This is a genomic window from Polaromonas sp. P3_A5 (assembly GCF_056403055.1).
Genome location: NZ_JBFUGF010000002.1, coordinates 1 through 13927 on the forward strand (window position 1 = coordinate 1; position 13927 = coordinate 13927).

At 63.7% G+C, this 13927-nt stretch carries 8 protein-coding genes; 3 read left to right on the top strand and 5 right to left on the bottom strand.

Annotation, left to right across the window (positions count from 1 at the left end; translation table 11 throughout):
• Nucleotides 1–6051 (bottom strand): hemagglutinin repeat-containing protein (locus AC1DU8_RS17575; protein WP_477727065.1); only part of this gene is annotated, 6051 nt, incomplete at its 3' end.
• A gap of 39 nt (nucleotides 6052–6090) precedes the next feature.
• Complete coding sequence (locus AC1DU8_RS17580) at nucleotides 6091–7695, bottom strand: ShlB/FhaC/HecB family hemolysin secretion/activation protein (protein ID WP_477727066.1); 1605 nt, start codon at nucleotides 7693–7695, stop codon at nucleotides 6091–6093.
• Between the two features lie 571 nt (nucleotides 7696–8266).
• On the opposite strand from AC1DU8_RS17580, the gene AC1DU8_RS17585 reads away from it, so the two are divergent.
• The 3 genes from AC1DU8_RS17585 (at nucleotide 8267) to AC1DU8_RS17595 (ending at nucleotide 11274) form a co-directional block, all read left to right on the top strand.
• Nucleotides 8267–8557, top strand: coding sequence for a co-chaperone GroES (locus AC1DU8_RS17585; protein ID WP_007872916.1), 291 nt, complete (start codon nucleotides 8267–8269; stop codon nucleotides 8555–8557).
• A 92-nt stretch (nucleotides 8558–8649) separates the two neighbouring features.
• Nucleotides 8650–10302, top strand: coding sequence for a chaperonin GroEL (groL, locus tag AC1DU8_RS17590; RefSeq protein WP_411877453.1), 1653 nt, complete (start codon nucleotides 8650–8652; stop codon nucleotides 10300–10302).
• A 291-nt stretch (nucleotides 10303–10593) separates the two neighbouring features.
• Nucleotides 10594–11274: an OmpW/AlkL family protein gene (locus AC1DU8_RS17595; RefSeq protein WP_477667358.1), complete on the top strand. Its 681-nt coding sequence runs from the start codon at nucleotides 10594–10596 to the stop codon at nucleotides 11272–11274.
• An 18-nt stretch (nucleotides 11275–11292) separates the two neighbouring features.
• Here AC1DU8_RS17595 and AC1DU8_RS17600 read toward each other — a convergent pair whose 3' ends face one another.
• Genes AC1DU8_RS17600 through AC1DU8_RS17610 form a run of 3 tightly spaced genes read right to left on the bottom strand, consistent with a single transcriptional unit; the run spans nucleotide 11293 to nucleotide 13912 of the window.
• A complete protein-coding gene (locus AC1DU8_RS17600; RefSeq protein WP_477667359.1) occupies nucleotides 11293–12240 on the bottom strand; it encodes an AraC family transcriptional regulator in 948 nt (315 codons plus the stop codon).
• 11 nt (nucleotides 12241–12251) lie between these two features.
• Nucleotides 12252–13220, bottom strand: coding sequence for a carbohydrate kinase family protein (locus AC1DU8_RS17605; protein ID WP_477667360.1), 969 nt, complete (start codon nucleotides 13218–13220; stop codon nucleotides 12252–12254).
• 20 nt (nucleotides 13221–13240) lie between these two features.
• Nucleotides 13241–13912, bottom strand: a complete 672-nt coding sequence (locus AC1DU8_RS17610) for a transaldolase family protein (RefSeq protein WP_477667361.1) — start codon at nucleotides 13910–13912, stop codon at nucleotides 13241–13243.
• Between the last annotated feature and the right edge of the window lie 15 nt (nucleotides 13913–13927).

Consider the following 13927-nt stretch of genomic DNA (forward strand, 5'->3'; position numbering starts at 1 on the left):
GGTGTCGCTGGCAATGACGCTGCCCAGCAAGGCAGTGTTACCCGCCACGCTGACCTGGAAGCCTCCGCTGCCGGCCTTGATGCCGCTTTGTTCGGCAACGCTCTGGAAGTTGGAGTTGATGTTGCTGCTGGAAGCGCTGAGGCTGCCGCTGATCTTGCCGACGCCCACGCTCAGTGAGCCGCCCAGGCTTTGCTGGCTGCTGGTGTAGGTGCTGCTGTCCTGCAATGAGGCGATGTTGAGGTTGCCGCCAATGTCGGCCTTGACCTGCTCGGCCCGGATCACGGCGCCCTGCAGGGTGGCGTCGCCGCCTGTGGTCAGGCTGACTTTTTCACCGGCCTTGATCTGGCTGTTGGTGTAGCTGGTGTCGTCGCCGTTGGTGCGGCCCTTGCCTTTGCTGGCGCTGACATTGACGAGGAAGCCGTCGGTGCCAAAGCTCACGCCGAGGCTGCCCGAGCTGCTGCTGTTGGTGCTGCGTTCGCTAGCCAGGTTTTGCGCCGCCAGAAGCCGGGCTTCGTTTTCGGCGATGAGTTGCACGGCCTTGCCGGCTTCGACGGTGCTGCCCTGGATGGTCAGGTTGCTGGCTTGTCCGCCGCCGGTGGCGGCAATGGTGATGTTGTTGCCGGCCGTGATGTTGCTGCCGCGCGCGGTGTTGCTTTCGCTCAGGGAGTTGCTCTGGCTCTTGCTGCTGCCGATGCTGATGGCCAGGTTGATACCACCCGCCTGCTCGGCCGCGCTGTGTTCTGTTGCTGCACTGGGGTTGTTGCCCGTTGTGTTCTGGCCAGCCTGGATGGCGTTGTAAGCATTGTTGGCAGCAAAGGCCATGTTGGCGCCGGCCAGGGCCTGCATGCGGCTGTCCTTGGTCTGGCTGGCCGCTTCGCTCATCTTGTCGATGGTCTGCAGCGCGCTGATGACGGGGGATGTGACTTCCAGCGTCAGGCCGCTTTGCTTGAATTTCTGCTCGGTCTCGGTGCGGCTGGCTTCGCGGGCTTCCACGATCTCTACAGTTTTGGCGGCAATGGTGATATCGCCTTTAGGTGCGATCACGTCGCTGCCGACCTGTTTGTAGACGTCATTGGCCACCAGGGTCACATTGCCGCTGACGGCGCCAACGGTGGAGGCTGCGGCGGTGGCGCCTTTGTTTTTCTGGTCATTGGACTGCTCGCGCGTGCCGATGGTGATGCCTATACCGCCCCCGTCGAGCAGACCGGATTCCTTCTTCTCAAAGAAAGACGTGCTGCTGCTGGTGTTCTGCGCGGCCTCGATGGCGATGTTGCGGCCGGCAGCCAGGGTGGTGCCGGTGTCGCTGATGACGGCGCTGCCTTTGACATTGATGTCTTTGCCTGCCACCACGGTGACCGTTTTGCCGCCCAGGCTGGAGCCGACGGCGTTGTCCTGGTCGGTGGTGCGGCGCTCTTTGGTGCTGGTGCTGCTGAATAGGTCGCTCTCGGCGGTGGTCATGCCAAAGCCGAAGCTGTTGGTCTGCCGGCCTGCAGTGAGGTTGACGTTGTTGCCGGCGCTGGCGGTGAGGTCGCCAGTCGCCTGGACGTTGGCGGCGCGGGCGTTGAGGTCGTTGCCGGCGTTCAGGCTCAGGCTGCCTGCGGTCTGGATCTGGCTGCCGACCTCTTTGGTTTGCGCGTCGCGCACAAAGTCGTCGTCGCCGCGGCGCTGGTCGCTGCTGTTGGCGGTGGTGACGGTGGCCAGGTTGATGTTGTTGCCGGCAGCAAGCATGGTGCTGCCGCTGGTGTTGTTGTTGCCGATGACACCGGCGATGACGTTGAGGTCCCGGCCGGCGCTGGCGATCAGGGTACCTGCGGTGCCGGAGACATTGCCCGTGACATACAGGCCGGCCACGCGGTCTATGCCGGTCATGCTGAAGGTGTTGTTGCTGGAGGCATTGACGGCGGTGGCTGCGCCGTTGGTGCCCAGGCCGCCGGTGCGGTTGGTAGCGCTGCTGGTGGTGGTGACGATGTTGATGTCGCGCCCGGCCAGAGCCGTGAGGCTGTTGACGGCATCGATCTGCCCACCGGTGATGTTGATGTCGTTGCGGGCGGCCACGGTGACGGTGTCGCCGGTGATGCGGCCGCTGATGTTCTGTACGTTCTCTGCCGTGAGGCTGACGACGTTGCGGCCTGCGATGGTGCCGCTGTTGCTGAGGTCGCCGCTGAGGTTGATGTTGACCTCACGCCCGGCGAGCAGCACGCCCTTGCCGTTCAAATCGCCGGTGCGGGGCACGACGTAGACCACGGGCACCAGGGCCTTGACCTGCACGGTGCCGCCACGGCCGTCGGGCACGGTGACGTCCTGCTCGACCAGCCAGACGATGTCGCTGGTGAGCTGGGCCACCTGCGCGGCCGTCAGCGCGACGCCGGGGCGCAGCTGGAACTGCTGGGCAAAGGTGACGCCGGCGTCCATCAGGGCCTTGTACTGGACTTCTTCGCTGGTGTAGTTGGCCAGAAAGCGCTGGCCGGTGAGCTGGGCTACCTGCTCGTTCACCAGGCGCTGCTCGTAAAAACCGTCGCCCAGGCGCTTCTGGGTGGTGGCCGGGTCCAGGCCCAGGGCATTGAGCATGTAGTCGCTGCCGAGCCAGTTGCGGTAGTTGGCAAAGCGCGGATCGGTCTCGACGATGAAGTTGCCCACGGGGTTGGGGGTGACGCGGAACAAGCTGCTGCTGGGCACCGTCAGGCTGTTGCTGCTGGCGGGCAGCGCCGCAGCGCCGCCGGCCACCACGGCCGCCGCCAGCTGGGTGCCGCTGGCCAGGCCCTGGCTGGAAGGCGCCGTCATGCCCTGGCTGCGGTTGACGTCCAGCACAAAGGTCTTGGGCACGTCCTGCACGTAGGCGGAGTCGCGGTAGGCGTTGTAGTTGTAGTCGCAGCCGTCCCAGCCGCCGCAGCCTTCGTTGTAGTTGCTCCAGGCATAGGCGGTGCCGTTGCGCGGGGCGTTGACGGTGATGCTGCGGCCGCGGTTGTCCACGGCCTGGCCGGTGATGTTGAGGGCGCCGCCGGCAACGATCTGCGCCTGGTCGTTCAGGAGCGCATCGCGGGCGTTGAGCGTCATGGCCCCGCCGCTCAGGATGCGGCCGGGCGCGCTGCGGGTGATGGTGGCGCTGGGAACTGACTGGTTGTAGTCACGGAAGGCGTCAAAACTGACGGCGTTGGCCACCACCGTGGCGCGGAAGGCGTCGATGCTGGCCTGCAGGGCAACCCAGGGTGCGGCGGCCGCATCCCAGGCGGCAACCGCCACCGGATTGGGGGGCACGTAACTGGATTCATGGCCCGTGTAAGTACCTGTTGGCCGGGGGCCGGGAATGCCGCTGGTGGGCCTGGCGACACCAAAGATGTCCCAGACCGGGCTGCTGGCGTCATAACCGAAATACGCCGGCATGTAGGTAGAGGTCAGCGACTCACGGGCGCCGGTGACTGAGTTGTGCGGGGCGATGTAGGCGTAGGGGCCGCTGAAGTAGGGTGCGTATTTGGGGTCTGCATAGGGCGCGCCCTTGAGCAGGATACTGCCCTTGCCGAGAGTGTTCAGGTGCCCCGTGTAGGGTGGCAATGCGCCGTCTTCCGAAAACCACCGGCCCCCCAAAGACTGGGCGGCAACACTGTCGACATTGGCGGCGTAGAGATAGCCGCCGATGGGCGCCGGGCTGAGGTTGCCGTCGTTGAGCAGCCAGCCCACATCATCGGGCGAATAAGTGCCCTGACCGGTAACGTATTCCTTGCCGTTGGCGCCGGGCGAAAACTGCACCGTGTAGGCAAAGTCAGGGTTGGTGTTGTTGATCTGCGCGGCGGCGATCGTGAGGCCGCCCAGCGACTCGATGGTGCCGCCGGCGTTGTTGACCGCCTGGGCCAGGCCCGTGGCCTGGCGCGATGCGTCCAGGCTGCCGCCGATGTTGAGCGCCGCTGCGCCCGTGCCGCCGCTGAAGATGAGCGCACCGATGCCGTTGTTGATGGTTCCCGCGCCGATGTCGAGCCGGTTGCGCGCGGCGATCACGCCGGCCTTGGTGACGCCGGCAATGGTTTCGGGTGTGTTGTTGAGGGTGGCGGTGGCGATGCTCAGGGTGTCGCCGTAGATACGGCCGGTGCCGGTGTTGGTGATGAGCTGCGCATCGAGCCGGGTGACCTGGCCATCGATGAGGCCGCGGTTGGTCAGGCTGTTGGTGGCCGTGAGCTGCGTGGTGGCGCCGGTGATTTCGCCGGTGGCCGCGTTGTCGATGTCGGTGGCTGACGCGGTCAACGTACTGCCGGCTTGCAGCTTGCCGGCGTTGGTGATGCCGGCCGCGTTGAGGGTGAGGTTACCCCCCGCAACCAGCTGGCCACGAGCAGTGTTGTCGAGCACACCGGCGGTGGTGATGGCCAGGTCGGCGCTGCCGGTAGTTTGCACCGTGCCGCCCTGGTTGGCCAGGCTCTGCGCCTGAAGGGTGGTGTTGCCGTTGCTGGCCAGCGTGCCGCCGGTGTTGTTGATCTGGCCCTGCGCGTTGACGCTGCCGGCGGTGGTGCCGGTCTGGGTGATTTGCCCGCCGAGGTTGGACAGGCTGCCTGCCGCCAGGCCCAGCTGGCCGGCCACCACGGTGGCCGCGTCGGTGCGCAGGGTTTGCGCCGTGCTGGTGGCCAAGAGGCCGGTGGCATTGAGGTTGGCGCGGCTGGCGTCGATGTCGCCGGCCGTGGCCGTGAGCGACATGCCCTGGGCGCGCAAGGTGCTGTCGGCCAGGTTGAGCTGGCTGCCTGAGAGAGAGGCGTTGCCGCCGGCCAGGGCCTTGCCTGAGATGGTGACGGCACTGGCCGCGTTGATGGCCAGGTTGCCGCTGGCGGCGAGGCTGCCGTCGCTGTTCAGGCCCGCGGCGATCACGGCGCCGGTGGCCGAGGTGACCTGCGCGCCCGCACCGTTGGCCTGCACCGTGGTGTTGCCCTGGGCCCCCAGTGTGGCGCTGCCGATATTGCTCACGCCGGCCTGTGCGGCCACCGCGGCGTTGCCATTGGCATACATCGTGCCGCTATTGGTGGTGACGCCGGTGGTGGCGGACTGCAGGTTGCCACTGGCCAGCAGGCTGCCAGTGTTGGTAAGCCAGCCGTTGGACTGCAGCACCAGGTCGCCGCCTGTTGCGTTTATGGCACCGGCGTTGCGCACACCCAGGCCTGTTTCTGTGCCGATCAGGAAAATCTTGCCGGCATACATGCCGCCGACCTGGGCTACGTCAATCGCATAGGTCGGTGCAGGGCCGGTGCCGGCTATCGGTGTGGCGCTGGTCTGTGCCGCATCAATCTGGTTGGCGCCGGTCGTCACGCGGAGCTCTTTGGCCCAGATGCCCGCGTTGAGCTGCACGGCCCGGGCGAGGATGCCGGTGTAGTCGGCTGTGCTGGTGTCCAGGCCTGCGCCATTCACCGTGATGCTGCCGCCCTGCACGCGAAAGCCGTCAAGCGCACCGCTGTTGAGCACCGGGCTGCCGGTGGTGAGGGTGACGCGGCTGGCATTGAGAAAGCCGCCGCCATTGACATTGATACCCGCCGGGTTGGCGATGATGACCTCGGCACGCTGGCCGGCGACTTCGACATAGCCCCTGATCTGGCTGGGGTTGGACGAATTCACTTCATTGAGGATGACGCGCGCTGCGCCTGTGGCCAGCCAGGGGTTGGCCCCGACGAAACCGCCGAGCTGGGTCTGCACATTGCCGCGGCTGTTGTTGAGGATGACGCCGCTTTGCGGCACATCAAACTGGATATACGTGTTGCGGCTGACACCGCCGGCACTGGGTGACTGGATATTGACTTGCGGCAAGCCATTGGCGGTTTGCAGGATGGTGGGACGCTGGCTGGCTGGGGCGGATGGGTCTGCGATGACCTGTGCCTGTACGGCGGGTTGCAGCCACAGCACCGCGCCCAGTGCACCCAGCACGGCAAGGCGCACGGGGTGCAGGCACGCCAGAATATCCCCGGAAGCCGCCCCGCCCGACGTCTCGCCACCTGCCGCCTTGCCCTGGCTGCTGGCCGTCTCGGCCACCACCATGCGCTGGCCGCGCTTTGAATTGAAGATGATGCGGTGCAGGTTTTTGTTCATGGCGAAGGGTCGGCTGGGAGCACAAAAAAATGGGAAGCGTCAGAACGACGCGCTGAGGCTGACGCCCACTGTGCTGTTGGCGGTGCGAAAGAATTCGGGCTTTTTGACGGGGGTGCCGATGAAGAAGTCGTATTGCAGTTTTTTGAAGCTGCCGCGCAAACCGATCACGGCGCCAGTCAGCCGCTTGCCCGCCAGGAACTCGCTGCTGGGCCCGGCCACCTCGCCGTGGTCCAGGCCGATGTAAACCTCCTGGCCGCTCTCGCCCAACGCGGTGCTGAGTTCATTACGCAGCAGCCAGCCGCGCTCGGCGCTCAGCGACGATTCGCCGTCGAAGCCGCGCACGGTGTAGCGCCCGCCGATGGCGAAGCGGTCTTGCGGGGTCAGGGGCGTGCGGTCGTGTTGCAGGCGCCAGCTTGCGTTGTAGCGAATGCTTTGTTCGGCCAGCTTGAACGGCACATTGAGGTTGGCGTCCATATTGACCACAGCGAAATGCGAAGTGCCTTCACCAAAGCTCTCTTCGGGTGCGGGCAAGGAGCCGAAGGCACCGGTGCCGCGCTTGTAGGCCACATTGCCTTCCAGCGTGGCCTGCCCGATGAACTCCTTGTGGCCGGCGCCGAGCTCCCAGCCGCCGACGACGCGGCGCTGCACCTCGACTTCGGTGTCGTCAATAAAGTTGTTGGAGCGGCGCTGGAAAGCCTTGGCGCTGACGGTAGTTTTGCGGCTGGCGTCGCGGTAGACGAGGCGCGAGAGCTTGAGTTCGGCGTTGCTGCTGGTGCCGCGGTAAACGTAATCCTGGTTGAGGCCAGCGACGCTCTGAAAGTAGCGGTTGTCGCTGACGGTGGCGCCCAGCGTCCAGTAGCCCAGAGGCAGCGAGTAATGCACGGTGCTGCCGCGCGTGCCGCGGCCACCCGGTTCACCGCCGCCCAGGTCGGTATTGAGCGATACATAGAACAGGTCGTTGAGCGTCAGCGCATTGTCGTAAGACAGGGTGATGCCACCCTGGTATTTACCGGTGGCTTTGGATCCGCTGTCATCGGCAAACACCGAGAAGCGAAACGGAAAGGCCTGCTTGTAGCTGATGACCAGGTCGCTCTGGCCCGGCTGGACCTCCGCGCCCTTGGCTTCCTCGATCTGGATGTCGGCTTCGGCCGTGGGCACACGCTTGAAGTTTTCCAAAGCCTGCTCGATGTCGCGCAGGTTCAGGATGTCACCCGGCCTGGCAGGCAGGGCCGTCCAGGCATTGCCACGTGCGTCACTGCCTTCGGAGAACCGGACGGCACGGATACGGCCGGGGATCAGCGTGAGCGCGAGGATGCCTGTTTTGAGGTCTTGCGGCTCGGCGAGCACACGCGTGGTGACGTAGCCGCGGGCAATCACGGCGTTTTGCACGCGCTTGATCACGATGCCGATGCTGCTTGTGCCCAGGCAGCGGCCTGTTGGCGAATCGCTCGCGTCCGGCCCGGCTGCGGCATCAAGCGCCCAGGCGAATTGGGTCGCCAGCGCGGCTGATTCGCCGGCAGCGGTGCGCAGCTTCAGGGTGTGGACCGGAAAGCACGGCGATTCGGCCGTAGGCAGCCTGGCAGCCTCTGCCTCAGGAGCCTTGGGCGGCCGCACATCGGGCGTACGTTCCTGCTGCTCTCGCATCAGCCGGTCGCGCTCCTCTGCACGGCGCTGCTCCTGCTCGGCGCTGCTTTGCGGCGCGGGCTGGGCAAAAACGTTACAAACTATGACAGCCGTGGCAAGGCCGACGCACAGTTTGCGCAGGCTGGCTGTTGGTTTTGCAAATTTTGGGGTGCATGCTGGCACCGCCCCGAGTGATACACCCAAGTCATCGTGTGGCTTGGCCAATCACGCTCTCCCTGTTTCCGGTTTGTTGTTCTCGCCAGGCCGTACACCTGGGTTAACCCGAAGTTTAAATTTTGCGGAGTGGAAATGTAAGGAATGTTACTTACAAGACCTTGGAAGTGTTGGTTTTTTGGGCGCGATGAGAGGAATCATTGGGGTCCATCTACGCGGACTGCGGTCTTGGCACCCGTTCAGCAAAAGGCAGTTTTCAGCCCTTCACCTTGAAAACCGTCCGGAATGCCTCTATGATTAGCACTCGATGGTATTGAGTGCTAACAAAGCCCAGTCAATCCACCAAGTTAACAGGCACTCACTTTTACGTGGGTGCTTTTTGATTCCCAAAACCATTGTTCTCAAACAAGGAGCTCTCATGAAACTTCGTCCTTTGCACGACCGCGTGATCGTCAAACGCGTGGAAAACGAAACCAAAACCGCTTCCGGCATCGTCATTCCTGACAGCGCCGCTGAAAAGCCTGATCAGGGCGAAGTGCTGGCCGTTGGCCCAGGCAAGAAGAACGACAAGGGCGAACTGAGCCCCGTGGGCGTGAAAGTTGGCGACCGCGTGCTGTTCGGCAAATACAGCGGCCAGACCGTCAAGGTCGACGGCGACGAACTGCTCGTCATGAAAGAAGAAGACCTGTTTGCAGTGGTCGAGAAGTAATCTCTCTTCTGCTATTTATTTGATAGCTGCCGGCGCACGTCCTACTTGGGCTAGCAGGCGATTTCATCCATAAACTTTAAGGAATCTGCATCATGGCAGCAAAAGACGTAATTTTCGGCGGCGAAGCCCGCGCACGCATGGTCGAGGGTGTGAACATCCTGGCCAACGCCGTCAAGGTAACCCTGGGCCCCAAAGGCCGTAACGTGGTTCTGGAGCGCTCGTTCGGCGCCCCCACGGTGACCAAGGACGGCGTGTCCGTCGCCAAGGAAATCGAACTGAAAGACAAGCTGCAGAACATGGGCGCGCAGATGGTCAAGGAAGTTGCTTCCAAGACCTCCGACAACGCCGGCGACGGCACCACCACCGCCACCGTTCTGGCTCAAGCCATCGTCCGCGAAGGCATGAAGTACGTGGCCGCGGGCATGAACCCGATGGACCTGAAGCGCGGTATCGACAAGGCCGTGCTGGCCCTGACGGAAGAGCTGAAGAAGGCTTCCAAGCCCACCACCACCTCCAAGGAAATCGCCCAGGTCGGTTCGATCTCTGCCAACTCCGACGAATCCATCGGCAAGATCATTGCCGACGCAATGGACAAGGTTGGTAAAGAAGGCGTGATCACCGTGGAAGACGGCAAGTCCCTGCAAAACGAGCTCGACGTCGTCGAAGGCATGCAGTTCGACCGCGGCTACCTCTCCCCTTACTTCATCAACAACCCTGAAAAGCAGTCCGCACTGCTGGACAACCCCTTTGTTCTGCTCTACGACAAGAAGATCAGCAACATCCGTGACCTGCTGCCTACCCTGGAGCAAGTCGCCAAGGCCGGCCGTCCGCTGCTGATCATTGCCGAAGAAGTCGAGGGCGAAGCCCTGGCAACTCTGGTCGTGAACACCCTGCGCGGCATCCTGAAGGTTGTGGCTGTGAAAGCCCCTGGCTTCGGCGACCGCCGCAAAGCCATGCTGGAAGACATCGCCTGCCTGACCGGCGGCAAGGTCATCGCTGAAGAAGTCGGCATGTCGCTCGAAAAAGTGACGCTGGCTGACCTCGGCCAGGCCAAGCGCATCGAAGTGGGCAAGGAAAACACCATCATCATCGACGGCTCCGGCGCCGCTGCCGACATCGAAGCACGCGTCAAGCAAGTGCGCGTCCAGATCGAAGAAGCGACCAGCGACTACGACCGTGAAAAACTGCAAGAGCGCGTGGCCAAGCTGGCCGGCGGTGTTGCCGTGATCAAGGTTGGCGCTGCCACCGAAGTCGAAATGAAGGAAAAGAAGGCCCGCGTGGAAGACGCACTGCACGCTACCCGCGCTGCCGTGGAAGAAGGCATTGTGGCCGGCGGCGGCGTGGCCCTGCTGCGCGCCAAGCAAGCTGCTGGCAAGATCGCCGGCGACAACCCTGACCAGGACGCCGGTATCAAGCTGGTGCTGCGCGCCATTGAAGCCCCCCTGCGCGAAATCGTTTACAACGCAGGCGGCGAAGCCTCTGTGGTGGTGAACGCGGTTCTGGCCGGCAAGGGCAACTACGGCTTCAATGCAGCCAACGACACCTACGGCGACATGATCGAAATGGGTATCCTGGATCCCACGAAGGTCACCCGCACCGCACTGCAGAACGCAGCCTCCGTCGCATCCCTGATGCTGACGACCGAAGCCATGATCGCCGAAGCTCCGAAGGAAGAGTCCGGCGCCGGCGGCGGCATGCCAGGCGGCATGGGTGGAATGGGCGGCATGGGCGACATGGGCATGTAATGCCTGCCTGAGCTTCTCGCTCCAGCAAAAAAAGGGCCGCTTTCGCGGCCCTTTTTTATTGCCCGCTCACTTTGTACGAAAAACGTTTTCACACAGCAAGGCCTTTCGTCTGCGGCGCCACAGTCTCTTCACAAAAACGGCGAGGAAGATGCTGCACGTTGGCGCCTGCCGCTACCATGATTTCTCATGAGCCACCGGATGACTTCCCTCGCCCGTGCGATGGCGCGAAAACCGCCGGCACAAACAATGACGCCATAGCAACCCGAACACATCCTCGCACTGCACTCGCCCATGAATCCCTCCCAGAAACTATTCATAGCGGCCGCCCTGGCGGTTTCTTCCGTATACGGCTTTGCACAACAGGCGGGCACATGGTCCGTGTCGGCCGGCGTCACGCGGATTGCGCCTTCCGTGAACAGCGGCAGCCTTTCGGCGCCGTCCGGAACTGGCGTAATTCAGGACGCGAAAGTCGACGTCAGCAGCAGTTCCAGGTTAACGGCCGCCGTGAACTACATGGTCACCGATCACATCAGCTTGCACCTGCCGCTCGGTTTGGGCTTCAGGCATGACGTCAGCGGCGCAGGTGTGCTCGCTGGCGTTGGCACGGTGGCCGACACCCGGGCCTTGCCCATCACGCTGATCGCGCAATACCGGTTTCTTGATGCCGACGCCCGGTTTCGTCCTTACCTGGGTGCAGGCCTCTCCTACGTGAAGTTCTACAAGGAACGCGGCACAGCCCTGCTGACCGCGTTGACCAACCCAGGCGGCCCCGCCACAAGCGTATCTTTCAAGTCGAAATTTGCCCCCGCGTTGCAACTGGGTGGTATTTTCAACCTCGACAAAAAATGGTTTGTGGAAGCCAGCTATACCAAGACTTTCCTGAAAACCCGCGGCACGCTCAGTACCAACCAGACCATCGATGTGGGCCTTGACCCGGATTGCTTCACCTTGCAACTGGGGTACAAGTTTTAATTTCACGCCCCAGGACCATCAGGATAACCGGCCAAAACGGTCGTCTGTCTGCCGCCTGAACTCGGTAGGCGTCATGCCCTTGATCTCCAGGAAACGCCGGTTGAAGTTTGCGACATTGTTGAAACCGACCTGATAGCAGATGTCGGTGACGTTGTGGTCGGTCTGCATCAGCAGGTGGCAGGCGCTGTTGATGCGCACACGGTTGACGAAGTCGGTAAAGCTGTTGCCGGTGGAGCGCTGGAAGAAGCGGCTGAAGCGGCTCTCGCTCATGCCGAGCTCGGCTGCCACGACTGACATCGAGATCGGCTCCGCCATGTTGGCGGTAATGCGGTTGACGATGCCGTTGATCTGGTCAACCTGTGCGTCGCCATCGGCGCCCTGCGTGCCTTGCATCTGTACGCTCGACAGCAGCCGGTAGTCCGTCCATTGCGCCAGGTCGGCCATGAACTCAAAAAAGTGGCCGAGGCGGCGCACGCCGCGCGCGGCCTTGATGTTGTCCCAGTGCGTCTGCGCCTGCTGCGACATGCCGAAGAACTCGATACCATGGCGTGCCCGTTCGAGCAGCTGCATCACTTCGCGCAATTCAGGAATCCCGGTTGCCGCGCGCTCGATGGGCTCGTGATGGAACTGGATCACCCGGTCGCGTCCCGCGGCGCCGCCTTCGGGCACGTCAAGCGAAATCCAGTTGTGCGGCAGGCGCGGGCCGCACAACACCAGATGACCGGGCTGAAACGGTCCGATCCAGTCGCCGACAAACGCCTTGCCCGAGGTCTCGGTGATCAGGTGCAGTTCATACTCTTCATGAAAATGCCAGCGTACCAGCGGGCTCGGAAAGCCATGTGCAAGACAGCGCACCAGACCGGTTTCAGGTGACTCGTAACCCAGTGATGGGGAGCGCGCAATATCGCGCTCCAGTTCGGGTTGGCGCTGACGGGGGATCGGGCGTTTGGATGTAGACGTTGTCATGGCAGTCTGGGTCAGGACCGTGAAGCAACGGCCTCATTGTCCTCTCGCACGAGCGCGGCGTGAACGGCCTCCAGCGTGGGCGGATCGGCACCTTCGCGGGTGCAGTTCAGTGCAGCGGCCGTGGCGGCGAAGCGCATCACTGCGCGCCAGGCGTCGCCGCTCAGCTCGCCAAGCTGGGCCGGGTGTTCGACGCCATGCGCAAGCAGCGAGACTGAAAGCCCGGCCGTAAAAGTATCGCCCGCGCCGATGGTGTCGACCACCTCAACACGCGGTGCCGCCACAGTCAACGGCTCGTGCCCCGTGCGCCAAAGCGTGGCACCGCCAGCGCCATGCGTGACGATGACCGCTCGCGCACCGGCGTGCAGGCAATCCGCTGCCAGCGCATCGACAGGCCTGCCGGGCGCCAGCAGTCCGGCATCTTCGTCGCTGAGCTTGACCAGATCGGCCATCGCAAACCAGCTCATGACGCGCGCGCGGTAGGCTGCCATGTCGGAAATCAGGCTGGGCCGCACGTTGGGATCGAACACGATCACACGGCGCCCGGCATTGGCGGCCATCAGCCCGGTGATGCACGTGGCAGCAGGTTCCTGCAGGAGCGCGATTGAGCCGAAATGCAGAAAACGGCATTCCGCCGGCAACTGCGGCAGCGGCTCTGGCGCCCAGGTCGCATCGGCGCTGCCGTGCGTGTAGAAGGCATAGCGGTTGGTCTGTGGTGTGCGCTCAACGAAGGCCAGGGTCGACGGCGCGTGGCTACGCAGGATGAAACGGGTGTCCACGCCGTTGCGTTCGAGAAAACGCATCAAGCGTTCGCCGAACAGGTCGGTCGACAGTTGCGTGAGGAACCCGGTGGGCTGTCCGAGGCGCGCGCAGGCGACAGCCGTGTTGAGCGGCGAGCCGCCCTCGTGGCCCAGGAACGCCAGCGTGCCTGCCTCGCTGGCAGTGAAATCGATCAGGGCTTCGCCCGTGAGTGCAATGCGCATGGTTTCCGGATTGTCCTCTGTCAGGGCAAGGCGCGGGCGTCGGCCAGGAATCCGCGCTCGGCATCCAGCGTGGCGGGATGATCGAGCAATTCTGCAAAGAGACGCGGCGCAATCGTGATGGCGCCCACACCTAATCGAAGCAAGGAAAGATAGGCCTCGCGGGAGCGTATGCTGGCCACCAGAAGTCGGGTGCCGGACGAAGGCCGCTGCGCTACCAGCGCCTGCATCTGCGCGATCAGCGCCAGCCCGTCGACACCAGCATCCTCCAGCCGTCCCAGGTAGGGTGCCGCATAAGCCGCACCCAGTAGGGCGGCAAAGTGCGCCTGCTCGGGTGCGTAGACAGCCGTCCACGTGACCGGCACACCTTGCGCGACAAGCCGGGCGCCGGCATCGAAGCCCTGGCGCGTGGCGGGAATCTTCACGACCAGCTGGCCCTGGTCGAAGTGCCGCAACAGGTCCCGCGCATCTTCGAGCATGCCATCGACTTCGCTCGAATACACCTGCGCCTGCACCTGCCGCGCACCCAGTTCGATACAGCGCGCCAGGAGGCCGGGCACCGCGGCGCGCCAGACGCCCGCTCGCTGCAGCAGCGTGGGGTTGGTGGTTACGCCGTGCACCACCGGATGCGGCAGGCAGGCCTTCAGTTCGGCCAGATCGGCGCTGTCGAGGTACAGGTGGAAATCGTCGTTCATGCTCGCAAACGGAAA